Source organism: Variovorax sp. YR634, assembly GCF_900106655.1.
Classification (GTDB): domain Bacteria; phylum Pseudomonadota; class Gammaproteobacteria; order Burkholderiales; family Burkholderiaceae_C; genus Variovorax.
On record NZ_FNOL01000003.1, the window covers coordinates 231,280 to 255,144 of the forward strand.

The 23,865-nt window shown below is 67.6% G+C and carries 24 protein-coding genes; 12 read left to right on the top strand and 12 right to left on the bottom strand.

Annotation, left to right across the window (positions count from 1 at the left end; all coding sequences use genetic code 11):
• Positions 1-45: 45 nt before the first annotated feature.
• From BLV60_RS07765 to BLV60_RS07775, 3 genes are read right to left on the bottom strand one after another with little or no spacing between them, the layout of a single operon-like run.
• Entirely contained in the window at positions 46-1,011 is a 966-nt protein-coding gene (locus BLV60_RS07765; protein WP_093052490.1) for a Bug family tripartite tricarboxylate transporter substrate binding protein, read from the bottom strand.
• Positions 1,012-1,059: 48 nt separating this feature from the next.
• On the bottom strand, positions 1,060-1,425 hold the full coding sequence (locus BLV60_RS07770; protein ID WP_093052493.1) for an AtuA-related protein: 366 nt from the start codon (positions 1,423-1,425) through the stop codon (positions 1,060-1,062).
• Positions 1,422-2,813: an acyclic terpene utilization AtuA family protein gene (locus BLV60_RS07775; RefSeq protein ID WP_093052496.1), complete on the bottom strand. Its 1,392-nt coding sequence runs from the start codon at positions 2,811-2,813 to the stop codon at positions 1,422-1,424. The genes BLV60_RS07770 and BLV60_RS07775 overlap by 4 nt, the downstream gene beginning before the upstream one ends.
• Before the next feature lie 88 nt (positions 2,814-2,901).
• Here BLV60_RS07775 and BLV60_RS07780 point away from each other — a divergent pair, with 88 nt between their 5' ends.
• The 4 genes from BLV60_RS07780 to BLV60_RS07795 all read left to right on the top strand — a co-directional run bounded on the left by BLV60_RS07780 (position 2,902) and on the right by BLV60_RS07795 (position 7,010).
• Positions 2,902-3,819 (top strand): LysR family transcriptional regulator, encoded by a 918-nt coding sequence (locus BLV60_RS07780; RefSeq protein WP_093053182.1) that lies wholly within the window; start codon positions 2,902-2,904, stop codon positions 3,817-3,819.
• A 141-nt stretch (positions 3,820-3,960) separates the two neighbouring features.
• Positions 3,961-4,938, top strand: coding sequence for a Bug family tripartite tricarboxylate transporter substrate binding protein (locus BLV60_RS07785; RefSeq protein WP_093052499.1), 978 nt, complete (start codon positions 3,961-3,963; stop codon positions 4,936-4,938).
• Positions 4,939-4,955: 17 nt separating this feature from the next.
• Positions 4,956-5,831, top strand: a complete 876-nt coding sequence (locus BLV60_RS07790) for an amidohydrolase family protein (RefSeq protein WP_093052502.1) — start codon at positions 4,956-4,958, stop codon at positions 5,829-5,831.
• A 123-nt stretch (positions 5,832-5,954) separates the two neighbouring features.
• A complete protein-coding gene (locus BLV60_RS07795; RefSeq protein WP_176928739.1) occupies positions 5,955-7,010 on the top strand; it encodes a porin in 1,056 nt (351 codons plus the stop codon).
• Here BLV60_RS07795 and BLV60_RS07800 read toward each other — a convergent pair.
• Positions 6,998-7,933, bottom strand: coding sequence for a LysR substrate-binding domain-containing protein (locus BLV60_RS07800; RefSeq protein ID WP_093052508.1), 936 nt, complete (start codon positions 7,931-7,933; stop codon positions 6,998-7,000). The two genes, BLV60_RS07795 and BLV60_RS07800, sit on opposite strands and share 13 nt — an antisense overlap.
• Positions 7,934-8,049: 116 nt before the next feature.
• Here BLV60_RS07800 and BLV60_RS07805 point away from each other — a divergent pair, with 116 nt between their 5' ends.
• Positions 8,050-9,198 (top strand): aromatic ring-hydroxylating oxygenase subunit alpha, encoded by a 1,149-nt coding sequence (locus BLV60_RS07805; protein ID WP_093052511.1) that lies wholly within the window; start codon positions 8,050-8,052, stop codon positions 9,196-9,198.
• A gap of 4 nt (positions 9,199-9,202) precedes the next feature.
• Here BLV60_RS07805 and BLV60_RS07810 read toward each other — a convergent pair whose 3' ends face one another.
• The 3 genes from BLV60_RS07810 to BLV60_RS07820 are packed head-to-tail and all read right to left on the bottom strand — an operon-like array spanning position 9,203 to position 11,315.
• Positions 9,203-9,859, bottom strand: a complete 657-nt coding sequence (locus BLV60_RS07810) for an FABP family protein (protein ID WP_093052514.1) — start codon at positions 9,857-9,859, stop codon at positions 9,203-9,205.
• A gap of 45 nt (positions 9,860-9,904) precedes the next feature.
• Positions 9,905-10,873, bottom strand: a complete 969-nt coding sequence (locus BLV60_RS07815) for a Bug family tripartite tricarboxylate transporter substrate binding protein (RefSeq protein WP_093052516.1) — start codon at positions 10,871-10,873, stop codon at positions 9,905-9,907.
• A 40-nt stretch (positions 10,874-10,913) separates the two neighbouring features.
• Complete coding sequence (locus tag BLV60_RS07820; protein WP_256328894.1) at positions 10,914-11,315, bottom strand: winged helix-turn-helix transcriptional regulator; 402 nt, start codon at positions 11,313-11,315, stop codon at positions 10,914-10,916.
• A gap of 91 nt (positions 11,316-11,406) precedes the next feature.
• On the opposite strand from BLV60_RS07820, the gene BLV60_RS07825 reads away from it, so the two are divergent.
• Together BLV60_RS07825 and BLV60_RS07830 are read left to right on the top strand one after the other, a co-directional pair.
• Complete coding sequence (locus BLV60_RS07825) at positions 11,407-11,724, top strand: DMT family transporter (protein WP_093052522.1); 318 nt, start codon at positions 11,407-11,409, stop codon at positions 11,722-11,724.
• Positions 11,725-11,966: 242 nt separating this feature from the next.
• On the top strand, positions 11,967-12,356 hold the full coding sequence (locus tag BLV60_RS07830; protein WP_093052527.1) for a DUF427 domain-containing protein: 390 nt from the start codon (positions 11,967-11,969) through the stop codon (positions 12,354-12,356).
• Between the two features lie 83 nt (positions 12,357-12,439).
• Here the strand turns inward: BLV60_RS07830 and BLV60_RS07835 are convergent, their stop codons facing one another.
• Positions 12,440-12,820 (bottom strand): helicase SNF2, encoded by a 381-nt coding sequence (locus tag BLV60_RS07835; RefSeq protein ID WP_093052530.1) that lies wholly within the window; start codon positions 12,818-12,820, stop codon positions 12,440-12,442.
• A gap of 225 nt (positions 12,821-13,045) precedes the next feature.
• Positions 13,046-13,519, bottom strand: a complete 474-nt coding sequence (locus BLV60_RS07840; protein WP_093052532.1) for a cupredoxin domain-containing protein — start codon at positions 13,517-13,519, stop codon at positions 13,046-13,048.
• A 158-nt stretch (positions 13,520-13,677) separates the two neighbouring features.
• On the opposite strand from BLV60_RS07840, the gene BLV60_RS07845 reads away from it, so the two are divergent.
• Together BLV60_RS07845 and BLV60_RS07850 are read left to right on the top strand one after the other, a co-directional pair.
• Entirely contained in the window at positions 13,678-14,556 is an 879-nt protein-coding gene (locus BLV60_RS07845) for a hypothetical protein (RefSeq protein WP_143042551.1), read from the top strand.
• A gap of 65 nt (positions 14,557-14,621) precedes the next feature.
• On the top strand, positions 14,622-14,981 hold the full coding sequence (locus BLV60_RS07850) for a DUF2845 domain-containing protein (protein ID WP_093053185.1): 360 nt from the start codon (positions 14,622-14,624) through the stop codon (positions 14,979-14,981).
• Between the two features lies 1 nt (position 14,982).
• On the opposite strand, the gene BLV60_RS07855 is transcribed toward BLV60_RS07850, so the two are convergent.
• The gene (locus BLV60_RS07855) at positions 14,983-15,513 is read right to left on the bottom strand and encodes a cupin domain-containing protein (RefSeq protein ID WP_371127356.1); all 531 of its coding nucleotides are present in this window, start codon (positions 15,511-15,513) and stop codon (positions 14,983-14,985) included.
• Entirely contained in the window at positions 15,510-16,253 is a 744-nt protein-coding gene (locus BLV60_RS07860; protein WP_093052538.1) for an NAD-dependent epimerase/dehydratase family protein, read from the bottom strand. Before BLV60_RS07860 ends, BLV60_RS07855 begins: the two co-directional genes overlap by 4 nt.
• A 92-nt stretch (positions 16,254-16,345) precedes the next feature.
• On the opposite strand from BLV60_RS07860, the gene BLV60_RS07865 reads away from it, so the two are divergent.
• Entirely contained in the window at positions 16,346-17,764 is a 1,419-nt protein-coding gene (locus BLV60_RS07865; RefSeq protein WP_093052541.1) for a MocR-like pyridoxine biosynthesis transcription factor PdxR, read from the top strand.
• 7 nt (positions 17,765-17,771) lie between these two features.
• Here the strand turns inward: BLV60_RS07865 and BLV60_RS07870 are convergent, their stop codons facing one another.
• Positions 17,772-18,863 (bottom strand): hypothetical protein, encoded by a 1,092-nt coding sequence (locus tag BLV60_RS07870; protein ID WP_093052544.1) that lies wholly within the window; start codon positions 18,861-18,863, stop codon positions 17,772-17,774.
• Positions 18,864-18,991: 128 nt separating this feature from the next.
• Between BLV60_RS07870 and BLV60_RS07875 the strand changes: the two genes are divergently transcribed.
• Positions 18,992-22,174 carry a hypothetical protein gene (locus BLV60_RS07875; RefSeq protein ID WP_143042552.1) on the top strand — a complete coding sequence of 1,061 codons (3,183 nt, stop codon included), beginning with the start codon at positions 18,992-18,994 and terminating at the stop codon, positions 22,172-22,174.
• Positions 22,171-23,856, top strand: coding sequence for a hypothetical protein (locus BLV60_RS07880; protein ID WP_093052550.1), 1,686 nt, complete (start codon positions 22,171-22,173; stop codon positions 23,854-23,856). Before BLV60_RS07875 ends, BLV60_RS07880 begins: the two co-directional genes overlap by 4 nt.
• Positions 23,857-23,865 lie beyond the last annotated feature (9 nt).

Sequence of the window (23,865 nt, forward strand, 5' to 3'; positions counted from 1 at the left end):
GTGTCTTGTCGTGTTGCGGCGCCGGTACCCGCTACGGCGCGCGGGCTACTCGGCCTCGATGCCGGCCGACTTCACGATGCGGCCCCACTTCTGGGACTCGTTGGCCTGGAACTTCGCAAGCTCTTCGGGCGAGGTCGTGAACACCTCGGTGCCGGTCGGCTCGTAGAAAGCCGTCTTTGCAGCTTCGCTCTTCGCGGCTTTCACCAGCAGTTCGTTGAGCCGCTTGACCACGGCGGGTGGCGTCTTCGCGGGCGCATAGGCCGCGAACCAGTAGCCCATTTCGTAGCCCTTCACGCCGGCCTCGGAAATGGTGGGCACGTCGGGCGCGAGCGGCGAGCGTGCCGAGCTGGAGATGCCCAGCGCGCGCAGCTTGCCGGCCTTGACCTGCGGCAGGCCGGTGGCCGTGTCGGTGATCATCATGTTGATCTGGCTGCCCAGCAGGTCGGTCACAGCGAGCGTGTTGCTCTTGTAGGGCACGTGCAGCAGCTTGATGTCGGCCATCTGCTGCAGCAGCTCGCCCGCCATGCGGCTGGACGAACTGCCGCTGCCGAAGCTGTACTTGCCCGGATCCTTCTTCGCGAGCGCGATGAACTCGGCCACATTCTTCGCGGGGAACGAGGGATTCACCACCATGATCTGGCCGCCCTTGCCGAGCGCCGCGATGGGTGCGAAGTCTTTCACCGGGTCGTAGGGCAGCTTCTTGAACAGGTGCTCGTTGGCCGCGTGCGTGGTGTTGGTGGTGATGAGCACCGTGTAGCCGTCGGCGGGCGCCTTGGCCACGTTCTGCGAGGCGATGAAGCCGCTTGCGCCGGCCTTGTTGTCGATGATGACGGCCTGCTTCGTCTCCGCCGCGATCTGGTTGCCGAGCGCGCGTGCGATCTGGTCGGTGGCGGTGCCGGCCGCGAAGGGCACGACGAAGGTGATGGCCTTCTCGGGGAAGGCCTCCGCATGGCTCAGCAGTGGCATCAGGGCCAGTGCGGCGGTCAGCACGGTGAGGGGAAATCGTTTCATTGTTTTGTCTCCGGATGGAATGGCTAGGGGAAAAGAAGAGAGCTGCGGCTATGGTCCGGCCAGCAAGGGCACAAGCGCGCGAGGTACGCGGACAGGCATGTCGAGCAGCAGGAAGGACAGCGCCTTGCCATGTGCGTCGAGGTTCAGCGCGTCGTTGACGCCCCCGTCCAGCACCGCGTCGAGCACGAAGTTCATCGCGTGCAGCTTCGGCAACACGAAGCGCTGCACCTGCGACGGTGCGCGGTGGTGGAACTGCGCGGCGACGCGCTCGGTCGTGAGTTGCTCGACCAGCAAGGGATAGAGCTCGGCGTGCCAGGCGATGACACTGATGTTGGAGCGATCGCCCTTGTCGCCGGTGCGGCCGTGCGCGGTGCGGTACAGCGGCACTTCGACGGTGTCGGTAGTGGTGTTCATGCCAGGGCCTCCTCGCCGAGCAGTTCGAAGCGCACCGGCACCGCCTCGCGCGGCAGCAGGCACGACAGCGTGTTGAGCCGCGGCGTGAGCGCGGTGCGCACGCCGCCGCCGCCTGCCGGGCCGCAGGTGTAGAGCGCCATGACCTCGCGCGCCAGTCGCTCGGCCTGCGCGCGATCGGCATGCGTGGCCGCGACGCGCAGGCGCACGTCGCGCAGGCCGGCGTCGGGTGTATCCGCCAGCGCACGGCCCGCGTCGTCGCCCAGGATGCTCAGCGCGCCGATCAGGTCCACGCGCAACGCGAGTCCGGCCAGGCGCTTGCGCAGCACGTCCGCCGCGAGCCGCGCACGGGCCTCGGCGCGCGGCCCCGCATAGGAGATTTCGCCCTCGGCCAGCCAGCCGCCTTCATGGCAGACGTTGACCTTGTAGCGGCCCGGCCGCGCATGGCCGCGCACGCCGGAGAGTGCAACGCGATCCACGCCGGGCAGCGCGTGCACTTCGGCGTCGGCAATATCGGCGACCACGTCGGGCGTCAGGTAGGCCGCAGGGTCGTGCACTTCGTAGAGCAGTTGCTCCTTCACCGTGGCTTCGCTCACGAGGCCGCCGGTGCCGTCGGCCTTGCCGATGGTGCAGCGGCCGTCGGCGTCTATCTCTGCGATGGGGAAGCCAACCGCTTCCAGCCCCGGCACGTTCTTGTAGCCAGGGTCGGCGAAGTAGCCGCCGCACACCTGCGCACCGCATTCGAGCAGATGCCCCGCCATGGTCGCGCGGCCCAGCCGGTCCCAGTCGTCGGCGCGCCAGCCGAAGTGCGACATGGCCGGGCCAACGGTGAGCGACGGGTCGGCCACGCGGCCGCACACCACGATCTGCGCGCCCGCGTCGAGCGCGGCGGCAATCGGCTCGGCGCCGATGTATGCATTGGCGCTGACCATGCGCAGCCCTTCCATCTGCGCGCCGAGCGCTTCGTTCAGCAGCGCGCGGTGTTCGGGCCCCGACAGGTCGTCGCCCTCCACCACCGCGATGCGCGGCGCGCTCGCACCTAGTTCGCGCGCCATGCGGGCAATGTGCCGGGCGGCGGCGCGCGGGTTGGCGGCGCCGAAGTTGCTCACGATGCGGATGCCATGCGCCAGGCAACGCGCGAGCACGGGCCGCAGCATGTCGTCGAGTAGCGGTTCGTAGCCCGCTTCAGGGTTGTCGCGGCGGCGCAGCTGGGCCAGTGCGAGCGTGCGCTCAGCCAGTGTCTCGAAGATGAGGAAGGCGCGCTGCCCCTGGGGGCCGCTTGCCAGCCGCGCGATCAGCGTATCGACCACCGGCCCGGCGGCGTCGGTGCGGTCGCCCGAGAAGCCGGCGGCGCAACCTATCAGCAGCGTGGGCGGATCAATGGAGTTCATTGCCGTGCACTGTAGGCAGCGGCTGGTCATCCGTAAAATCGAAAATACGGATCGATTGATCCGCTTTTCAAATAACAAGAGAGACATGATGAGAAAGACGCCCGACCTCTCCACGCGGCAGCTGCGCGCCTTTCTCGCGCTGGCAGAGCACCGCAACTTCACGCGCGCGGCGCAGAGCAGCCATCTCTCGCAGCCCGCGTTCAGCGCGCTGATCCGCACGCTCGAAGACGCAATCGGCACCCGCCTTTTCGACCGCGACACTCGCAGCGTGCAGCTCACGCCCGAGGGCCGGCTGTTCGAGGGCTCCGCGCGCCGGCTGCTCGACGACATGGGCAGCGCCATGGGCGACCTCGCCGATCATGTGGAGCGCCGCAAGGGCCGCGTGCGCGTAGCGGCCCTGCCCTCACTCGCGGCCGGTTGGCTGCCCACGGTGTTCGCAGAATTCATGCAAGCCTGGCCGGGCATCCGCATCGACCTGGACGATGCGTTGTCCGACGCCTGCATCGCGCTGGTGCGCAACGGCCAGGCCGACTTCGCGCTCGCCGCCTCGGGCGCCGGAGGCACGGCAGACAGCGACCTGCGTGCGCGCAAGCTCTGCACCGACCGCTTCCACCTCGTGTGCCGCGCCGACCACCCGCTGGCGCGCGAGCCGCGCCTCACGGTGAAGAAGATCGCGCCCCACCCCTTCATCCAGATGGCGCGCAACAGCAGCGTGCGGCAGGCGCTCGACGCGGCGCTGCATCCGCAAAGGCTGAATGCGGTGTTCGAGGTGGAGCACCTGGCCACCGTGATGGGGCTGGTCGAGGCCGGGCTGGGCATCAGCGTGGTACCCGCGCTCACGCTGTTCCACTTCCAGCGCGAGACGCTGGTGACGCGGCCGCTGCCCCTGCCTTCCCTCACGCGAACGCTCTACATGGTGCAGCGGCGCGAAGGCAGCCTGTCGGTGGCGGCGCAGACGCTGCGCGACCTGATCGTCGCGCGGCTGGGGTCGCTGCGGCTGGATTGACGCTGAGCGCCACGCGAGCGCCCAGCCATGCCGAAAAACTATATCTCCCAGTGCGAACGCAATCTTGCCGGGGGCTGACCCACGGGCAATAGTTCGGGTCGGCGGCGCGCAAGGCCGCACACAAGTTCAACAAGGAGACACATGAGACATTCCCGTCGCGGCTTCGTCGGCCTGATGCTGACCCTGGCCGCCGGTTTGCGCGCATCGCCCGCGCTGGCCGCCCCCCTGTCTTCGCGTCCGATCCGCCTGGTCGTGCCCTTCGGTGCCGGCGGCGTGGCGGACCTGGTCGCGCGCAGCGTGGCCCAGAAGATGTCCGAATCGATGGGCCAGAGCATCGTGGTCGACAACAAGCCCGGCGCGGGCGGCGTGGTGGCTTCCGACACGGTAGCCAAGGCGCCACCGGACGGCCACACGCTGCTGCTGATGTCCAACGGCAATGCCGTGAGCGTGGGCCTGTTCAAGTCGCTGCCCTACGACACGACGAAAGATTTCGCGCCGATCTCCACGCTCGGCTACTTCGACATGGCGGTGCTCACGGCGAGCAACAGCAAGTTCAAGACATTCACCGACCTGGTGGCTCACGCCAAGGCCCATCCGGGCCAGCTCAACATCGGCACCATCAACGTCGGCAGTACGCAGAACCTGGCTGGCGAGCTGCTGAAGAGTTCACTCGGCATCGATGCGCAGGTCGTGCCCTTCAACGGCACGCCGGCCGTGGTCACGGCGCTGCGTGGCAGGCAGGTCGACGTGGCGGTGGAAATCCTCTCGCCCGTTCTCTCGCAGATCGAAGGCAAGGCCATGCGCGCGCTGGCGGTCATGGGCGACAAGCGCTCGCCCAGCCTTCCGGACGTGCCGACCGTTGCGGAAAGCGGGACGCCAGGCTTCCAGGTCGCATCGTGGAACGCGCTGGCCGCGCCCGCCAAGACACCGCCCGACGTGATCGCCCGCCTGAACCAGGAGGCCCGTGCGGCCCTGGCTTCGCCCGAAGTCAAGAAACGCCTGCAGAACCTCGGCGTGGAGCCGCGCGGCAGCACACCGCAGGAACAGGCGCGGCTGCTCGACAGCGAGATCCAACGTTGGTCGGCCGTGATCCAGCGCGCCGGCATTCCCAAGCAGTAAGCAGTGAACCCGCCTTGATGAAAACCATCGCCCCACCCCATCCAAACCCGAGCCGCCCCACGTTCGGCCTGCCCGCTGGCGCCTGCGACGCGCACTGCCATGTGTTCGGCCCCGGTGACGTGTTTCCGTATTCGGACAACCGCCGCTACACGCCGCCCGATGCGCCCGCCGCAAAGCTGCGCGCCCTGCACGAACTGCTGGGCATCGAACGCGTGGTGCTGGTGCAGGCCAGCGTGCATGGCCATGACAACCGCGCCATGCTCGACGCCATCGCGCAATCGCCCGACACCTACCGCGGCGTAGCCATGGTGGGTGCGGGCATCACCGATGCCGAGCTCGCCGCGCTGCACAAGGCCGGCGTGCGCTCGGTGCGCTTCAACTTCGTGCAGCACCTGGGCGGCGCACCCGACCTGCCCACGGTGCTGCGCATGGCCGAGCGCATCCGGCCGCTGGGCTGGCACCTGGTGCTGCATCTGGACGCAGATGACCTTGTCACCTACCGCGCATTCCTCGACACGCTGCCAGTGCCCTTCGTCATCGACCACATGGGCCGCACGATGGTCGAGCACGGCCTCGGCCAGAAAGCCTGCGAGATGATGCTGGAGCTGATGCGCGACGAGCGCGCGTGGGTCAAGGTGAGCGGTGCCGAGCGCATCTCGCAGACCCTCTCGACCCAGGGCCAGCCCTATGCAGACGCCGTGCCCTTCGCGCGCCGGCTGATAGAAGCCGCGCCCGACCGCGTGCTGTGGGGCATCGACTGGCCGCACCCCAACGTGCGCGAAATGCCCGACGACGGCAAGCTGGTCGATCTGCTGCCGCTGTTCAGCGACGACCCGGCGCAGCTTCGCAAGCTGCTGGTCGACAACCCGAGTCGCCTGTACTGGTACGACTGAGCGCCGCCGCCGCGCTTCGTACACACCACTGACACCGCCCCCACGCCACGGCACGACCGTGGCGTGCGGATGCGCGCGCCTGCGCCCTTGCAGGCTACGAATCACAACGAGGAGACAGACGACATGAGAAGACTTTCCCGCCTTCAGGCACTTTCGCTACGCGCCCTGCCGGTGCTGGCTCTGTGCACCACCACGCATTCCCCGTGGGCACAGACTGCCGCAGACCCTGGGGCCAGCGTGCAGATCTACGGCCTGCTCGATGCCTTCGTCGGATCGATGCAGCGCAGCGACGAGCCCGGCCGCACCAAGGTGCTCGGCAGCGGCGGCATGACGACGGCTTACTGGGGCGTACGAGGCAGCGAGAGCCTCGGCGATGGGCTGCAGGCGCAGTTCGCACTGGAAAGCTTCTTCCAGACCGACTCCGGCACCTTCGGGCGCAACACCACCGACCCGTACTTCTCGCGAAACGCATGGGTGGGCCTGGCCGGCGGCTTCGGCCAGCTGTCGCTCGGCCGGCAGACCAATCCGATGTTCGTGGCCAGCGGCGCCTTCAATCCGTTCGGCGTGTCGCTGCAGTTCTCGCCCGTCATGCTCCACACGTGGCAGCCCACGTACAACCGCGCCGTGCTCGGCGACAGCGTGTGGAGCAATGCCGTGCAATACACCTCGCCTACCTTCGCCGGGCTGCGCGCCAGCCTGCTCTACGGCATGGGCGAAGTGCAGGACCGCGAAGGCATCCGCAACCTGAACCTGACCCTCAACTACGCGGCCGGGCCCTTTGCCGCCGTGGTGTCGGTGCAGCAGGCCAGGACGGGCCCCGGCTTCACCACGACCATCGGCCTGCAGGACGCCGCGCTGATCGGCGCCTCCTACGACTTCAAGGCCGTGCAGCTGTACGGCCAGTTGCAGCGCACCCGCACGCCCGACATTCGCACTACCGCCAATACCGCGCAGCTGGGCGCGGCAGTTCCGGTGGGTGCAGGGCGTTTCCTCGCCTCGGTGGCGCGCACCGAGCGCAAGGTGACGGGCGCCGCCGAAACACACCGCACCACCTGGACGGCCGGCTATGACCACTTTCTGTCAAAGCGCACCGACCTGTACGCGGTCTACATGCAAGACCGGCTGACCGGCTTTCGAAACAGCGGCAGCGTGGGTGTGGGCATGCGTCACCGCTTCTGAGCTGCATCGGCCACTGCATTGGCACCGAGGTGCTGCTGCACGAGCTCGCGCAGCAGTTCCCCCATGGCCCGCTGCGTGCGCGTGACTGGCCGCTGCGAACTGGTTGCCAGCGCCAGCCGGCTGCGCAGGCCGGGCTTGACGATGGGCCGGATCGCATAGCGCTGCGATCGTCCCGCGAGGGTGACGGCATTGCGCGACAGCACAGCGTGGCCGGCGCCATCGGCCACCAGCGCGAGGATGGCCGGAACGCCGTCGATCTCCAGCGCGATCTGCGGCCGCCGGCCAATAGCAGCAAGCTCCGCCTCGACCAGCATGCGGATCGCATTGGGCCGGGTCGGGATCACCAGTTGCTGCTCGGCCAGCTGATGCAAGGCCAGTGGCGCACCGCGCCGCGCCGGACCAGTGCCCTTGGTCGCGCTGACCAGGAACAGGTCTTCCTCCAGCACCGTCTCGCTGTCCACGTCGGGCGAAGGCTGCGGGTTGTAGAGCAGCGCAATGTCGAGCCGGCCGGTGAGCAGCGATTCCTGCATCGCCGTCGAGAGGTTCTCGGTGATCGACAGCGCCGCATCGGGCAGCCGCTCACGCACGGCCCGCACCAGCGGCACCGTCAGCACACCGGCCACGCTGGGCGGCAGGCCGACGGCGACCCGACCGGCCAGCGCATCCCGCATGAGGCTCATGTCCTCCCTTGCCCGCTCGACCTGGTGGAGGATGCCGCGGCCATGCTCCAGCAGGCGCTTGCCGGCATCCGTGGTCACCACGCCGCGGCCGTTGCGCACCAGCAGGTTCTGCCGCAACTCCACTTCCAGCTGGCGCACCTGGCGGCTCAATGCGGGCTGCGCGATGTCGATGACGTCCGACGCGCGGGTGAAGCTGCCGAGTTCGGCCACGCGGATGAAGTACTCCAGCTGTTTCAGGTCCATGCCCTGAGGCTATCGACATAACCGGCTATGAGCTATGCGTGTTTGTTCTATCCGGGCAGAGAAACACGACCAGTTGAAGCAAGCCGCCGCACGACCCGCTCGCCACAATCGCGCGCATGCAGCATGAAGAACAGATCGCACTGATCCGGCGCGCTCTCGCGCTGATCGAGACCGGCGGCAGCGAGCGCGGTGAGCCGGGCGTCAGTCCGGTGACGCGCTATCTCGATCCTGAACGCCATGAGCGGGAGGTCGAACGCATCTTCCGGCGCTATCCGCTGGCGCTGTGCCCTTCGGCGTCTCTCCCGAATGCCGGCGATTCGTTCGCCATCGACGTGGCCGGCATGCCGCTGGTGTTCGTGCGCGGGCAAGAAGGAGAACTCAACGGCTTCGTCAATGCCTGCCGCCACCGCGGCGCGCGGTTGAAGCCGCCCGGCGCATCGAATCAACGCGCCCTGATCTGCCCGTACCACAGCTGGACCTACGGGCTCGATGGCACGCTGCGCGGGCGCCCGTCGGCGGAAGACTTTCCGCATGCGCCAGCCTCGGAATGCAGTTTGGCGCGCGTGCCCGTCGCGGAGGCATTGGGCTTCGTCTGGGCCATCCCCCGTGTAGTGGCGAACGGCGAAAGCGCCAGGATCGACATCGACAACTGGCTGGGCCGATTCGGCGCCGACCTGCGCTCATGGGGCTACGACAGCTGGGTGCCGTTTCACCAGCACGCCTTCGACAACGCGGCCAACTGGAAGATCCCTTTCGAGGCGAACCTGGAGACATATCACTTCCAGTACGCGCACCGCAACAGCATCGCCGCGCTGTTCTACGACAACCTGCTGATGGCCGACCACGACCGGCAGCACCAGCGCCTGTTCCTGCCCAAGCGCAGCATCGAAGGCCTGCGCGGCACGCCCACGCAGGCATGGCAGGTGGGGCCACACTCGAACATCATTTACTACTTCTTCCCGGCGACTTTCATCCTGCACGAGGGCGACCACGCCAACGCGTTCACCGTGCTGCCCGAATCGCCGGGGCGCTCGCGCGTGATCGCGAGCACGCTCGTTCCCGAGCTGCCGAAAACCGAGAAGTCGGTGAACTACTGGCGCAAGAACGTCGAATCGTTCTGGGGTGCGCTCGACGAAGACTTCGCGCTCGGCGTGTCTGCGCAATCGACACTCGCGAGCGGTGCACAGCAATCGCTGTACTTCGGCGCGACCGAGTGGTGCTCGGCCAAGTTCCACGCGGACGTGGAAGCGGCACTCGCGAAGTAGCGGCTCAGGCTGCGGCGTTTGCCGCCATCGCAGCCTGTGCAGTCGGGTTCGGCGTGGGCTCGCCGATCTTGCGCAGCGTGTTGCGGTCGGTGTGGCTGAAGGGCTCGGCCTTGCCAAGCACGCTGAGCACCGTTTCAAGCTCGTACGACCAGCTGCCGTCGTCGTGGATGGTCACTTCGATGCTGTAGCGCAGCGTCTTGAACGCATGCTCCAGGAACGGGTTGGCCACGATGCCGTTGGTCTCGCCGCCGCGCACAGCTTCGAGCCTGAAGCTGCGGTCTTCGGCCTTCGCGTGCCCCGTGGCCATGGCCGTGAGCCCGCGCGGGATCGACAGCGTCTGGATCAGCGCGCCCGTGGCGGGCTCCCACAGCCAGTAGCCGACTTGGTCATGAAAGGTTTCCACGTCGTCGGGCTTGACGATGCGCAGGTGGTAGCGCAGCCCGTAGAAGATCTGCGGCCCGTTGGTCTGCGCGTCGATGGGCTGGAACTCCGCGTGCTCGATGTAGGCCTCGGCCTCGGGGCCGTCTTCCTTCGGGCTCACGTCGTGGCCGGCCTTGCCGATCCAGATGCCGGCCAGGCCCGTGAGCGGGCCCAGGTTGGCGAGCGTGTGCGGATCGGGCTCGGGTTCCGTGTAGATATCGCGGGGAAACTGCTGTTCCATGTTCTTTCTCTTCCTGGAGTCTTCTGGCGTGGGTTTGTGAGCTTGTTATTGGTCGAGGCGGATGCCAACCTTGGCAATGATCGCACCCCATTTGCGGCCTTCGCTGTCGATGAAGGCCTTGAATTCTTCCGGCGAACCGCCACCCGCCACCAGCCCCTGGTTGGCCAGCAGTTCGCGCACCGCCGGCTCCTGCAGCACGGCGTTGACGTCGGCATTGATGCGGCGCACCACCTCGGGCGGCGTGCCGCTGGCGGTGAACAAGCCGTTCCAGGCCAGCGACTCGAAACCCGGGTAGCCCGACTCGGCCACGGTGGGCAGGTCTTTCATGAGTTCAGAGCGCCTGGCGCTGGTCACGGCAATGAGCTTCACGCGCTGACCCTGGATCAGCGGCAGCAGCGCGGGCGCCACCGTGAACAGCGCCTGCGTGTCGCCGGCCGCCAGAGACAGCCCCGCGGGCGGCGAGCCCGAGTACGGCACGTGCACCGCCTCGATATGCGCCGCGCTGCGAAACAACTCCATCGTGAGATGCGACGAACTGCCCGCTCCCACCGATGCATAGCTGAACTTGCTGCCGCGCTTCTTCGCCCATTCGATGAACTCCGGCAGCGTGTTCGCGGGGTTGCCCGCCTGCACCGCCAGCACGTTGGGCTGCGAGGTCGTGAGCACGATGGGCACAAGGTCGCGCGCGGGCGCATAGGGCATGCGTGCGTACATGTAGGGGCCGAAGGCAATCGGGCCGTTGAAGCCGATGCCGAGCGTGTAGCCGTCGTGCGGCGCCTTGGCCACCGTGTCCATGCCGATCAGGCCGCCCGCGCCTGCCTTGGTCTCGACCACCACGGGCTGCCTCCACATCACGCGCAGGCGGTCGGCCAGCGTGCGCACGATCAGGTCGAGCGAGCTGCCGGCCGGTGCGGGCACGATCACGCGCACGGGCTTGGCGGGCCAGTCCTGGGCCCAGGCGCCAGCGGCCAATAGGCCAGCGAGCAACAACGTGGCGAGTTTGTTCTTCTTCACTTCGGTCCTTCGATGGATCGCTCGAGGTCGGGCGAAGGTATCACTGACGGTGCCGCGCCGCGTCGATCTGTGCATGGTTCGCCTCGGCCCAGCGGTCCACGGCGATCAGCGTCTTGCTCAATGACAGGCCGAGCGGGCTGAGCCTGTACTCGACGTGCGGCGGCACCGTCTGGTGGTCTTCGCGCAGCACCAGCCCGTTGAGCTCGAGGTCGCGCAGGGTCTGAGTGAGCATCTTCTGCGAGATGCCGCCCACCTTGCGCAGCAGCTCGTTGTTGCGCTGCGGCTTGCCGCGCAACAGCGGAATGACCAGCAGCGCCCACTTGTTGGCAATGAGCTCCAGCACGCGGCGCGAAGGGCAGTCGGCGTTCCACACGTCGGCGGGTGCTGTCTCGGCTTCTTCCACAGGCGCGGACTTCTTCGATGGCGTCTTTGAATTTCCCATGGTTACCAAAAGGTGCGTACTTGTTGATCGGTGCCCGGCCCGGAATTATCCGGTTCGGCTCTACCCGCAACAGCATCGAAGGAGTTTTTTCATGGGTTGGATATTTCTACTGGCGGCAGGTCTCGTCGAGATCGCGATGGCCGCCGCACTCAAGCAATCGGAAGACTGGACACGGCTCGTGCCGTCGGTCGTCGGCGTATCGACCGCGCTGCTCAGCATCTACCTGCTGGCCAGGGCGCTGCGCTACCTGCCGCTGGGCCCGGCCTACGCAATCTGGACCGGCATCGGCTCGGTGGGCGTGGTGCTGATGGGCGTTTTGTTCTTCGGCGAGGCCCTTTCCGCACCGCGAATGGCATGCATCGCGCTGGTAATCGGCGGTACCGTGGGCCTTCGACTCATCGAAGGCTGATGCGTGAAGCACACACATTCGTGACCACACGCAACCTGCGCACCGAAGATATGGAACTTCAGTATTCCTTACATGCTGAATCACAATCCGAAAGGCTCCCAGAGCCATTCAAATGAATTCGCGGTCTTTAACCATGTCGCGAATGGGTCGATTTTCTGGCTACTTCTAATCACCACGGCATCGCGGCAAGATGCGCATCCGCCGATTCTTGCGTCACCCCGATTGCCCGAAGGAGCTTTCTCATGTTCGCTACCGCAGAACGCACCATCAAGACCCCCGGCCCCGACCATCCAATCACCATTGCACCCAACCCGCTTCGCGTGGTGGTGTCGGTCGATGGCTGTGTCGTCGCCGATACGCGCGAAGCGCTGACGCTGCGCGAGGCGCACTTCGGAACCGTGCACTACATACCCCGCAAGGACGTGAAGATGTCGCTGCTCGAGCGCACGTCTCATGCAACCTACTGCCCGTACAAGGGCGAGTGCAACTACTACAGCATTCCGGCCGGCGGCGAGCGCTCGGTGAATGCGGTGTGGACCTACGAGTCGCCGTACGAGCATGTCTCGCAGATCAAGGACTACGTGGCGTTCTATCCGGACCGCGTGGGGCCGATCGAAGAGCGCGTCTACTAGCTCGCCTCCTGGACAAACAAACAAAAAGCCGGGCCCCGCTTTCGCAGGGCCCGGCTTTTATTTATGCGCGTTGCCGTTGTCGATTACAGCGGCAGAGCGTCACCACGAGCAGCAGCGCGGGCTGCAGCACGCACGGTGGAACGATCGACACCGCTTGCCAGCACCGGAGCGACACGCGAGGTCACGCCTTCGGCATACGGGTTCTCGCTGTGTGCGGCAGCCACCGCTTCAGCACGGACTGCAGCGCGGCTGGTCGTCGAGGCGATCAGTTGCACGGGGCCCGAGTTGGCGCCGTCGGCATAGGGGTTGCCGCTGCGTGCGGCCACCACGGCCTGGCTGGCGACGTCGGCGCGGCTGATGGCCGAGGTCAGTTGATGCACGCCGTCATAGCTTTCGGCATGAGCGGCACCGGCAGCAGCCAGCAGTGCGATGGAGATGGCGGAGAGGAGCTTCGAGGCGGTCATTTGGATTTCCTTCAATTCAGTTCTTTGCATACGGGATGATTTCGAACCGGTCTTGGGTGGGTCACCGTCCCTTCGGGGGGCGGCCACCTCGCTCGGGGCCTGTTCATCCAGATTCGCTTGTGGGCTGGTCTGTGAGATGAATTGTGAGCCGATGAGTAGGTAAAAACCCGCAGCAAAAGGAACCGCGGCGTTCATGCGGCGGAAACAATCGCGCCGCGCCCATGCCTATTTGCCCTCGGCACTGGCCACGTTCACCACGCCCTTCATCCCCGCGTCGTAGTGCCCCGCTTGCAGGCATCCGAAGTCGACCTTGCCCGCCTTGGTGAACTGCCAGACGACCTCGCCGGTCTTGCCTGGCGCGAGCGTCACCATGTTCGGCTCTGCGTGTTCCATCTCCGGGTTTTTCATCATCGCGGCGTAGTGCGCCTTCAGGTCCTGCTGGGTGCCGAGCACCAATTCATGCTTCAGCTTGCCGGAGTTCCTGACCACGAAGCGCACGGTCTCGCCCTGCTTGACGCTGATGTCGGCTGGCGTGAAGCGCATGCCATCGGTCATGTCGACCTGGACCGTGCGAGTCGCCTTGGCGGCCACGCCGGGTTTGCCGATAGCGTTGTCGTGCGTGCCCGATGCGGCGGCGCCTGTGACAGATGCGGCGAGCAACGTGGCGAAAGCGGTGGTGGTGAGGAATGCGCGTTTCATGAATGGTGTTCCTTGGGATGATGAATGGCGAGTGATGAGAACTGCACCCGCTGGATTCTGGAAAGCCCATCCGGCCATCGCCTGACGCGCGGATTACAAGAAAGCAATCTGCGCCCGGCCCGTAAGATGGCGCCCGCCCCTTGCCTGGAGCGAAGAAGATGTCCCACCCCGTCTACCTGTCCAGCTCGACCCTGCCCCGCATGCCCGAAGGTAGCCGCAACGAATGGCGCGGCTTCTTCGGCCATGGCGGGGAGCTCGAGGCCAATGCCTTCTTTCCGTTGTTCTGGCGGGCGCTCTTCAGCGAGAGCGACATCCGCCACGCACGCTTCGTCGAGGCATACGACATCGATGATGAAGACAGCGCTATCGAGCGCGAGGAATGCCAGGAAGAGTTCGGCGCCGACGCCGCCTACCCGTACCTCATCACCGACAAAACCACCGCGCTGCAGCGGCTCGCATCGCGGCGCGAAGCCGTGATCGCGGCCATCGGCGAGCGCTACCGACCTCTCTACGAAGGCTTCGAAGCCTGGACCGCACGCGGCTTCGAGAGTCACATCCTGCTGCGGACCCAGGGGCTGCCTGATGCCGCCGATGCAGAGCCGTGGCTGCGCGCCGAGCTAGCCTCCATCGACCGCTTGAACGACAAGAAGGTGCTCGATGGCCTCATGTCGGATCTCTCGCGCCGCGATGCGGACGCGGTCTGGCAACTGGCGGGCATCGGCGCATCGCCGGACGACGCATGGCCCACGCCGGCGCTGAGAGCTCTCTTCCCCGACCCAAGGCAACGAAAGCCGCGAAAGCCGCAAACCCAGCAACAGATCGAGAAACACGAACGCGCATTGGCCGCGCAACGCAGCAGCAAGCCCAGGAGCTGGATCGACCCGGTGCTCGAATGGCTGGCCGTGGCGCTCGCCGCGGGCGCCACGCTGGGCACCTATGCGTTCACGCGGTCGGTCTGGCTCGCGTTGCTGGTTTTTCTCTGCGCGGCTCTGGCGCTGGGCTTCGGCGTCGCCAAGCTGCGTGGCCCGCGGTCGTGATGACGGCAAGAGAAACTATCGGGGCCCACCGCAGTCCCAGGCTGCTCAAGGAGCCCATCGACACCATGCGCAAATTCGCCGCGAGCACCCTCTTCCTTTCTCTTTTCGCTCTCGCGCACACCGGCAGCGCATCGGCCCAATCGCTGAGTTGCAACGGCTCGCTCTCGGGCGTTGGCGACTCCAAGTTCTCTGTGGTGCAGAAGTGCGGCGAACCGATGTCGAAGGAGTTCGTCTGCGTGCCCCGCCCGCAGGTGGCGTGGGTGCTGTCCCCCTACCCCGGTGGCCCCGCGCAGCAAGTGACAACGCAGCAGTGCGTGCCGATGGAAGACTGGGTCTACCACCGCGGCCAGGGCAACTTCCTGGGCATCGTTCGCTTCTACAACGGCGCGGTGGAGTCGGTTCGCGACGGAGACCGGGTGCGATAGCTCAGGGTGGCAGCAGCAGCGGCCCGCAGTTCTCTTCCGCCACGAACACCGCCACCAGCTTCGCAGGTTTCACCGGATCGGGGTTCTCCGCGAACAGATGCAGCGTGCGCGGCGGCTCGAAGAAGGTCTCGCCGGGCCTGTAGTCGCCTACCGGACCGCCGGCCAGCTGCGAGCGCACTGTGCCTTCGAGAATGATGGCGGTCACCGAGCCCGGATGCCTGTGGGCCGGCGAGTAGGCCATCGGCGGAAAGTCGACGAGGACGGTGGTGACCGACTTGCCGGGCACGTTGGGCAGCGCCTCGCAGGAGATCACCTTGGTCGAGGTCTGCGGCCGTGCCGCGGCGGCTGAGCCTTCGGGGGCCGGCGCCGATGCGAACATCGGTCGGCTCACGGCGCTGCAGATGTCGTCGATGAACTGCACGGTCGATTGCCTGCTCGCGTGCGGCAGCAATGCCCGACCCATGGCTGCAACAGTCAGCGCCGCAAGCCCGGCGCGCGCACGGTGGCGCAGGAAGAGAGACATCGCGTTCATGGCATGGCTCCTTGAGACAGCCGCGCATCGGCACGCCAGCCCAGCGTGCGCTTCGCCTTCTCGGTGCTGACCTCGGCGCCGTCTTCGGCGATGTTGAAGATGCCGCCGGTCGAACGCTGCAATGCCAGCAACGCAGCCCGCGCCGCGGCCGCGACGTGCAACGGGCTCGGGCCTTTGGGTGTATCGGTCGAAGTGTTCGGACCGTAAAGCTGCCCATAGCGCAGCACAGTGGCAGTCATGCCCTGCGCAGCCATCACGCATTTCTCCAGCGCAACCACGCCGTCGACGCTGATGCGGCGCACACCTTCCGCCTCCGTATCGAGCGGCTGCTCTTCCGTAAATGGCTTGGGGCCGGGCGCATAGGCCCAGGCGATGCTCTGCGCCACCAGCCGCTTCGCACCCGAAGCCTGCGCGGCGGCCACGAGGTTGCGTGTGCCCTCGGTGCGCACACGCGCATTGAGCACCGCAGCCGTGGCCATGCGGCCCGGATCCAGGTCTTTGGGCAGGTCGGTGAGCTGATGGATCACTCCCCACGGCGCGATGCGCACCAGCGCGGCCCGCAACTCCGCAGCGTCGAACACGTCGACGACGACCGGATGCACGCCCTGCGCCTCCAGCACGCCCGCACGGTCAGCGCGACGCGTGCTGCCATGCACGGTATAGCCCGCTTCGATAAGCAATGGAACCAGCGCGGCGCCGACCGCTCCGGTGGCACCTGCCAAAAATACCTTCTCGCTCATTGCGCTTCTTCCTTCCAGGCTGTTTGGAAAGTCGATCATGGATTTACGATGCCCCATCGAAAAGAGCCAAGAATCTTGAAAATGACCAGGCCATGACGCCAAAGCTCGACCGCGCAAAAGAAACGCCGCTGTTCCGCCAGATCTACGAGCGCTACCGAAGCGCCATCGAACAAGGCACGCTGCGCCCCGGCGACCGCGTGGCATCGGCGCGCAGCTTGGCCGGTGAACTCGGCGTGGCGCGCGGCACCGTCGAGACGGCCTACAACCAGCTGATGGGCGAAGGCTATTTTTCTTCGCGCGGGCAGGCGGGCACCGTGGTCTCGCCGTCGCTGCCGCTGCATCGGGCAGCACGGCGGGAGCCCCGGCGCACGGATGCACGGGCGTCCGGCGATGCTCTCAAACAGCCGGGCGAGCCGCCACCCATGCAGTTGGGCATTCCGGCGCTCGACGCGTTCCCGCGCAAGCTGTGGTCGCGCCTCACGGCCCGCCGTGCGCGGGCCACGAACGCGGCCGACATGTTCTACGGCGACCCTTGCGGCTACCCCCCGCTGCGCGAAGCTATCGCGGCCTATCTGCTGGTGTCGCGCGGCGTGTCGTGCCACGCCTCGCAGGTGCTGGTGACGGGCGGCTACCGCGCATCGCTCGCGCTCGTCGCGCGCACGCTGCTGAAGAAAGACGACCGCGTGTGGATCGAAGACCCGGGCTTTCCGCCGACGCAGGAAGTGCTGCGCGCCGCCAGCCAGCGCACGGTGCCCGTGCCGGTGGACGAAGACGGCCTCGTCGTCGCGCGCGGCCTGCGCAAGGCACCGAAGGCACGCATGGCCGTCGTCACGCCCTCGCACCAGGCGCCGCTGGGCGTGTCGATGACGCTCTCTCGCCGGCTGCAGCTGCTCGAATGGGCCTCGCAGGCGAACGCGTGGATCGTCGAGGACGATTACGACGGCGAGTACCGCTATGCCGGAGCGCCGCTGCCGGCGCTCAAGAGCCTCGACGGCCACGACCGCGTGCTGTACGCGGGCAGCTTCTCGAAGGTGCTCTACCCCGGGCTGGCGCTGGGCTACCTGGTCGTTCCCGAATCGCTGCGTGCGCGCTTCGAGGAGGCCGCGCGCACATGGTCGAACGGCAGTCCGCAGATCACGCAGGCCGTGGTGGCGGATTTCATGCGCGAGGGGCACTTCTCGCGCCACCTGAAGAAGATGCGCCTGCTCTATGCACGGCGGCGCGCAATGCTCGTGGCCGGCTTGCTGAAGGCCTTCGGCGACACGGTGCGCGTCGACCTGCGCAGTGGCGGCATGCACCTGATCGCGCGATTCGACGGGCGCCGTGAAGGCGACGTGGCGCTGGCTCGCCGCGCACAGCAGGCGGGGCTGAACTGCCAGCCGCTGTCGGCACGCGGCGTTGCGGGGCCTGCCGACCAGGGCCTGCTGATGGGCTTCACCAACATCGCCACTGCCGCTGAAGCGAACCGGCTCGCGGCGAAGCTGCGCGCGGCTTTCGGTTCTTCGGGTTGACCGGCGCTCAGGCCGTTTCGTCGTCGAGGACCGCGCTTCGATCCTTGATGCGCGTGACCTGCGACAGCACTGCGTCTGCAGGCGTCATGTCCGGCCGCTGGCCCTTGTAGACGGGCTGCTCGAACTTGCCGCCTGCATAGCGGTAGAGATAGCGCACCTCGACCAGCATGCCCACGGCCGGCAGCGCCTCGTTGGGCGGCACGGTCACGTTGCCCAGGTCGATCATCGCGCCCGCCTCGTCGCGCAGCCCCACGGCCACCGAGCGCTGAGCGTTGACGCGGATCACCTCACAGGTCGCGCTCTGGTTGAACTTGAACTTCAGGCTGGTGGTGCTGCGGCCCGCGGAGAACGGCGCGTCGAGCGCCTTGAGCACGTAGCCTTCGCCATGCGCGGCCAGCAACTCGGCGGCGCGGCGGCGCTTGCCCTCGGCGGTGAGTTCGAGTTCGAGCACGGTCATCCACGAAACAAGCTCAGCGACCTTGCGCAGATGCCCGAAGCGCTCGATGAACGGCGCGGCGCGCAGGTCTTGCCCGCCAAGTTCCAGCAGGTCGAATGCCATGAAGGCATCGCCCACATGCTCGCCGGCAATCACGGTACGCCCCGCCGGCGCATCCGCAACGCCGACCCAGGCCTGGGGAATGTCGACGAACAGTCCGCGCCTGTTGGTGCCGCGCACCGCCTCACCCTCGATCAGCAGGATGCGGTTCTCGCCATCGGCCTTTTCCTGCAGGCCCCAGCCCGGGTCGTCGAAGTAGCGCGCGGCCTGCTCTTCGAGGATCAGCGTGGGCAGTTGCGGCAGCTCGCCGCTCATGCGGCCGGCCAGGTCGGTCGAGGTGTAGAGCGCGCCGGACTGGTCGGGCGTGTAGCCTTTCGACGTCTTTTCCTTGACGACCTTGTCGTAGATCTTCAGCGCCGCCTCGTAGGCGACCGGGCTGCTGGTCTTGGTGCCGGTTGAGAGCGTGCCGCCTCGCCGGCCGTTGCCGTAGTCGACCACCCAGCCATCGTCCTTGGGGCGCAGGTGCACCTGGTAGACCTTGTCCGAGCCCTGGCCCGTGAAGTAGAGAAAGCTCGACTGAGGGGTCTGTTCTGCATTCGGCATGGGAAAGATGTGCGGGGGTGAATCTCAGGCCGCGATGCTACACACGCGCAAATTGGCACGCATGGCCGCTAAGATGCGCAGCGAAACAAAAAGCACAAGCACCCAACCGAAGGCAGGGAGGCCTCCGCGTGAAGCGCATTCGCTCCGAGAAATTGATCCGCACGAAGCCGGGCGCGACAGGCGCCGCGGGCTTCAGCACCGTGGAACTGTTCGCCCTGCCGGAAGCGCCGGGCCACGTGGTGCATGTGAGCACCAGCCGCGACGGGCTGCAGTGGAAGGAGACGGTCTACACGCCGTCGCCGCTGCTGTTGGAGGCCGCCAACGCCGCTTTCGAGCGTGCCGTGGCGGCGCAGATCGCGCAGGGCTATGTGATCGAAGGGGCGGCCGCCGAGGCCGTCGTCACCACCACTGCAACCGCCGTGCTCGCACACCCCGGCGACGCCGTGCTGCTGGCCAGCATCCGCCCCGATGCATGGCGCCTGCTGGCCCCTGTGCGCAGAAGCCGCGTGGTGTGGCGCATCGGCGAGCGCCGGCTGGCTGCAGCCGTGCCACAGCTCATCGACCACATCGAAACCGGCGAGCCGCTGCTCGACTACTGCATCGCCTGGGCCATCGGCCGCTGCGGCGACGGCGGTGCGTTCGAGGCGATGCGTGAACTCTCCCGGCGCGGCCGCACGCCCGTGGTCACACGCGCGGCGCGCTGGGCCGCGCTGAACCTTTGGCCTGCCGAACAACGCGCGGCCGAAACGGCGCGCATCGTGGACGATTGGCCCGCGCCGCTGCGCCGCGCCTGGGCCACCATGAGCGAGCTGCCCGTTGAACAGGCCATGCCGCTGCTTCGGCAGCACCTGGCCGACCCAGCGCTCTGGAATGGTCTGAAGTACGCGGCCTGGGTCGAGCAGCTGTTCGATCTCGCGCTGCTCGAAAGCCCGGCAGCCGACGGGCTCGCGCGCACGGCCCTGATGGAAATTGCGCCAACGCTGCAGCTCGCCGCCGGCAGCTTCCGCGCATGGCGCCGGCTGTACAAGGGCGCGGAGTTCGCGGGCGACTACGCCCTGCTCGGCATGCTGCACCAGCGCCTCGAAACGCAGCGCGCGGCCTTCCGCACGGGTGGCCGCTGGGCGCAGGTCAATGGCCGCTATGTCGAGATCGCGAAGGAAATCGTGCGGCCCGACAGCCGCCTCGCCTACAGCCAGCGCACACGCGACTACCTGCGCCGCCGCACTTGGCGCAGCCTGCGCCGGCTGGCTCTGGCCGGCACGGCCGACGAGGCAAGCTGGCTGCAGCTGGCCATGGGCGTGCTGCTCGCGGCCGACGATGCCGAAGCCGGCACCGCCGGCCAGCAGCGCGAAACCCGCTGGACACCCGAGCCCCGCAGCTGGCACACCGGCCCCTACAGCCGCTGGCTGGTGCTGATGCAGCTGCTGCACCGCCATGACGCCGAATGGGAAGCCCAGCGCGGCGGCCTGCGCTGGCGCCGCAACACACCGCTGCCCGCGCAGCGCCTGAACCGCACCGAAGCCTGGCCCGCGCGCTGGGACCGCCATCCACGGGCCCTGCTGCAATTGATGCAGCAAGGCCGCTGCGGCGCAGTGCATGCCTTTGCGGCGCGCGCGCTGCAGGACAACAAGCCCTTCTGCGAGGCGCTCGAGGCGCCCGCCGTCTGGCGCCTGCTGGGCAGCGGCTGGGATGACACCGCGCGCTTCGCCCTCGCCATCGCGCGCCAGCGCATCGCCGCGGGTGCGCCGGCCCTGCCCTGGCTACCAGCCCTGCTGAGTTCACCGCTGGCCGAGGCCCGCGCCCTTGCGCTCGAATGCATCACGCAGGACCCGGGCCTCTACAGCCAACAGGTCGACCTTCTGCTGATGCTGCTGACCTCGGCCGATGCCGAAGTGCGCCGCGCGTCGCGCCTGCTTCTGCAGGCCGCCGCCCCGAACCCGTCAACGCTCGATGCCCTGTGCGGCAGCCTGCTCGCATGGCTTTCGGCCTGCGACGCCGGGCAACCCGAGCTCGACGCCATCTGCGAGAACCTGCAGTGGGCGTTGCAAGGCCTGCTGCGTGACCCGGCCGCCAAGGCGCCGCTGCCCGAATTGCTCGCGCTCTTCGATCATGCAAGCCCGGACGTGGTGCGCACCGCCGCCGAATGGCTGCTGCTGCACCCGGCGTCGGTCCAGGGCCTGCCGGTGGGCGTGCTCACGCGCCTGCTGCAGTCCGACGACGAGCGTTTGCGCGGTGCCGGCGTGCGGCTGTTCACGGCCCTGCCCGACCACGCGCTCATCACCCAGCCCGAGCTTTTCGCCGCCTTCTGCAGCAGCCCGATGCCGGCCGTGCGCGCGGCCGTCGCGCCCCGGCTCGCGCAGCTGCTGCCCGCGCACCCTGACTTTGCGGCCGCGCTGATGCCGTTGCTGCGCGACGAACTGTTCCGCGCCGAAGCCGCCGAGGGCGTGTTCGATGCGCTGCTGCAATGGCTGTGCGGCCCGCTGGCCGAGCACACGCGCCGCGGCGAGCCCGCCGTCACGCTGCGCCTGCTCGAAGCGCGCAGCAAGGGCGCACAGCGCCTCGGCGCATGGCTGCTTCCTCAGCAAGACCCACAAGGCTTCGACGTACTGCAGACCGCCAGCCTGGGCCTCGTCGACACCGCCGCCGCGCGCCGCTGGGCCATGGACCGACTGGCCGCGAACCCTGAACGCACGCTGGCGCAGCTAGGCGATGCCCTGCGCATGTTCGACAGCCGCTGGGACGACGCGCGCGACTGGGCCCGTCAATGGTTCGGCGCGCAAAGCGGCGCGAGCCAGTGGACGCCGGCGCTGCTGGTACGCCTGTGCGATCACAAGGACGCAGGCGCCCAGCGCCTGGGCCGCGAACTGCTCACCACGCATTTCGACGTGACCGACGTCACCACCTACATGCTGCAGTTGAGCCAGCATCCATCGCCCGGCATGCAGTTGTTCGTTACCAACTGGCTGGCCTCGGCCGCGAGCCAGAAGCCCGACGTGCTCGCGCGACTGGAGCCCTACTTTCTGAGCGTGCTGTCGCAGGCCAACCGGGGCCGGTTGGCCAAGGCACGAGTCATGCAGTTCCTGGCCGCGCAGGCGATGCATTCGGAAGACATCGCACGCATCGTCGCGCGCGTGTTCGCACGGCAGGCTGTCACTGGCGCCATCACCGAGCGCGCCCAGTACGTGGCCGGCCTGCGCAGCATCCAGGCTGCCTTCCCCGAGCTGGACAACCCCTTGCAGACCGCCCCGGTGCGCAGCGTCGCGCCGCGCCGCGCACCGCCTGCAGCCTCCACAGGAGGGCCCGCCGCATGAGATTCCAGTACCGCTACTTCGGCCACTCGGGCGCACAACACACCGCGAACAGCACGGCGCTGCAGTTCGCGCCCGACACGCTGCGCGCGCCGGTGCACTTCGTTGCCGACATCAACCGGCACCTGCCGTTTCGCGAAGGTATGTCGGCGCTGCACGACGTGGTGGTCGGCGACCTGCGCTTCAAGCCGCGCGACAAAAGCGCGTACCTCGAATGGCTGGCCGGGCAAGAGAACGAATTGCTCGCGCAGTTCATGGCGCGCAGCGACCAGCTGAAGGCGCAGATGGCGCCCATCAGCAACGAGCTGGCCGAGCTGCGCAAGAGCAAGCGGGCCGTGCTGCAGCCCTTCATGAGCGCGCAGCAGCGCTACTTCGACCACATCTACAAGGTCAACCGCGAAGCCTGGTTCGTGCTCGACCCGGTGATCACGGTGCACCCCGACCGCGTGTTCTTCGAGTGCTTCAGCCAGGACGAGTCGAGCTACGGCATGTTCTCGTGCAGCCACGACATCTTCGACCGCGTGAGCGACCACGCCTTCGGCACCACCAACGTCGACTACTCCGAATCGCTCTACGACGAGTTCCAGAAGATCCGCGACTACAAGACCACGCGCCTGGCCGTCGACCCCGGCGGCTTCCAGGTGCAGAGCGACAACGACCCGGCCTTCCACGAGCCGAAGATCGACGTGCCCGACAGCTGGGTGCGCGGCTTCCTGCAAGTGAGCAGCGCGATGCTGCTGCCCGCGCAGCGGCTGCAGCTGCACCCGATGGACGTGCACAACATCTGCCTCGTGCTGCGCCGGCGCAAGGAGCGCGTGGGCCCGCGCTCGCTGCGCTTCATCCTGCGGCCGGGGCAGCCGGTGCGCATCCTGTTCGAGCCCTGGGGCCACGAGCTGGTGTGCCCGCGCTCCACGCACAGTGCCACCTCCGACATCGACATCCGCGTGTGGGGCCGGCGCCGCCTGCTGCAGCTCGAACGCCTCGTGCCGGTGGCGCAGGGCTTCACGGTGCACCTGCTGGGCACGGGCATGCCGAGCTTCTGGGTAGCGCAACTGCCCGATATGGAATTCACGCTAGGCCTCTCGGGCTGGACCGCCAACGACTGGTCGCGCAACGGCCACTTCGAGCTGCTGCAGCCGCGCCACACGGTCGACCAGGACAGCCAACTGCGCGTGTTCGCGGCGCTGGGCGAACGCTGGCGCGCCACTACGGCCGAGCTGGCAGCGGCCACCGGCCTGTCGACCCTCACGGTCGATGCAGCCCTCGGCGGCTATGTGCAGGCCGGGCGCGTGGTGTACGACCTTGCGCACGGCGTGTGGCGGCTGCGCGAGCTGAGCCGCGAGCCGCTGCCCATGGACAAGCTGCGCTACGCCAGCCCCGAAGAAGAGGCAGCGGCCGAACTGGTGCAGGCGCGCCGCATCGCCAACGTGAAGACGCTGGCTCGCCCCGCCGGCGGCCTCACGCTGAGCGGCAAGTGCAAGGGCGCTTCGGGGCAGCGCGAATACCTCATGAGCCTGCAGCTCGACGCCGACCAGCGCGTGGCCTCGGGCGACTGCCAGTGCTCCCACTTCATCCGCCACCGCATGACCAAGGGCCCGTGCGAGCACATGCTCGCGCTGCGCCTGTCGGCCAATCCGGCAGCAACATCGACCGATCAGGAAAGGACCACCGCACACATCGGCTGATACACTGTT

Excerpts from the sequence above, each read along its gene's own strand:
- BLV60_RS07820 (WP_256328894.1), bottom strand. The coding sequence starts at position 11,315 with ATGGGAAATTCAAAGACGCCATCGAAGAAGTCCGCGCCTGTGGAAGAA.
- BLV60_RS07880 (WP_093052550.1), top strand. The coding sequence starts at position 22,171 with ATGAGATTCCAGTACCGCTACTTCGGCCACTCGGGCGCACAACACACC.
- BLV60_RS07865 (WP_093052541.1), top strand. The coding sequence starts at position 16,346 with ATGACGCCAAAGCTCGACCGCGCAAAAGAAACGCCGCTGTTCCGCCAG.
- BLV60_RS07850 (WP_093053185.1), top strand. The coding sequence starts at position 14,622 with ATGCGCAAATTCGCCGCGAGCACCCTCTTCCTTTCTCTTTTCGCTCTC.
- BLV60_RS07800 (WP_093052508.1), bottom strand. The coding sequence starts at position 7,933 with ATGGACCTGAAACAGCTGGAGTACTTCATCCGCGTGGCCGAACTCGGC.
- BLV60_RS07765 (WP_093052490.1), bottom strand. The coding sequence starts at position 1,011 with ATGAAACGATTTCCCCTCACCGTGCTGACCGCCGCACTGGCCCTGATG.
- BLV60_RS07780 (WP_093053182.1), top strand. The coding sequence starts at position 2,902 with ATGAGAAAGACGCCCGACCTCTCCACGCGGCAGCTGCGCGCCTTTCTC.
- BLV60_RS07795 (WP_176928739.1), top strand. The coding sequence starts at position 5,955 with ATGAGAAGACTTTCCCGCCTTCAGGCACTTTCGCTACGCGCCCTGCCG.
- BLV60_RS07855 (WP_371127356.1), bottom strand. The coding sequence starts at position 15,513 with ATGAACGCGATGTCTCTCTTCCTGCGCCACCGTGCGCGCGCCGGGCTT.
- BLV60_RS07845 (WP_143042551.1), top strand. The coding sequence starts at position 13,678 with ATGTCCCACCCCGTCTACCTGTCCAGCTCGACCCTGCCCCGCATGCCC.
- BLV60_RS07775 (WP_093052496.1), bottom strand. The coding sequence starts at position 2,813 with ATGAACTCCATTGATCCGCCCACGCTGCTGATAGGTTGCGCCGCCGGC.
- BLV60_RS07825 (WP_093052522.1), top strand. The coding sequence starts at position 11,407 with ATGGGTTGGATATTTCTACTGGCGGCAGGTCTCGTCGAGATCGCGATG.
- BLV60_RS07785 (WP_093052499.1), top strand. The coding sequence starts at position 3,961 with ATGAGACATTCCCGTCGCGGCTTCGTCGGCCTGATGCTGACCCTGGCC.
- BLV60_RS07830 (WP_093052527.1), top strand. The coding sequence starts at position 11,967 with ATGTTCGCTACCGCAGAACGCACCATCAAGACCCCCGGCCCCGACCAT.
- BLV60_RS07805 (WP_093052511.1), top strand. The coding sequence starts at position 8,050 with ATGCAGCATGAAGAACAGATCGCACTGATCCGGCGCGCTCTCGCGCTG.
- BLV60_RS07870 (WP_093052544.1), bottom strand. The coding sequence starts at position 18,863 with ATGCCGAATGCAGAACAGACCCCTCAGTCGAGCTTTCTCTACTTCACG.
- BLV60_RS07790 (WP_093052502.1), top strand. The coding sequence starts at position 4,956 with ATGAAAACCATCGCCCCACCCCATCCAAACCCGAGCCGCCCCACGTTC.
- BLV60_RS07860 (WP_093052538.1), bottom strand. The coding sequence starts at position 16,253 with ATGAGCGAGAAGGTATTTTTGGCAGGTGCCACCGGAGCGGTCGGCGCC.
- BLV60_RS07840 (WP_093052532.1), bottom strand. The coding sequence starts at position 13,519 with ATGAAACGCGCATTCCTCACCACCACCGCTTTCGCCACGTTGCTCGCC.
- BLV60_RS07835 (WP_093052530.1), bottom strand. The coding sequence starts at position 12,820 with ATGACCGCCTCGAAGCTCCTCTCCGCCATCTCCATCGCACTGCTGGCT.
- BLV60_RS07770 (WP_093052493.1), bottom strand. The coding sequence starts at position 1,425 with ATGAACACCACTACCGACACCGTCGAAGTGCCGCTGTACCGCACCGCG.
- BLV60_RS07810 (WP_093052514.1), bottom strand. The coding sequence starts at position 9,859 with ATGGAACAGCAGTTTCCCCGCGATATCTACACGGAACCCGAGCCCGAT.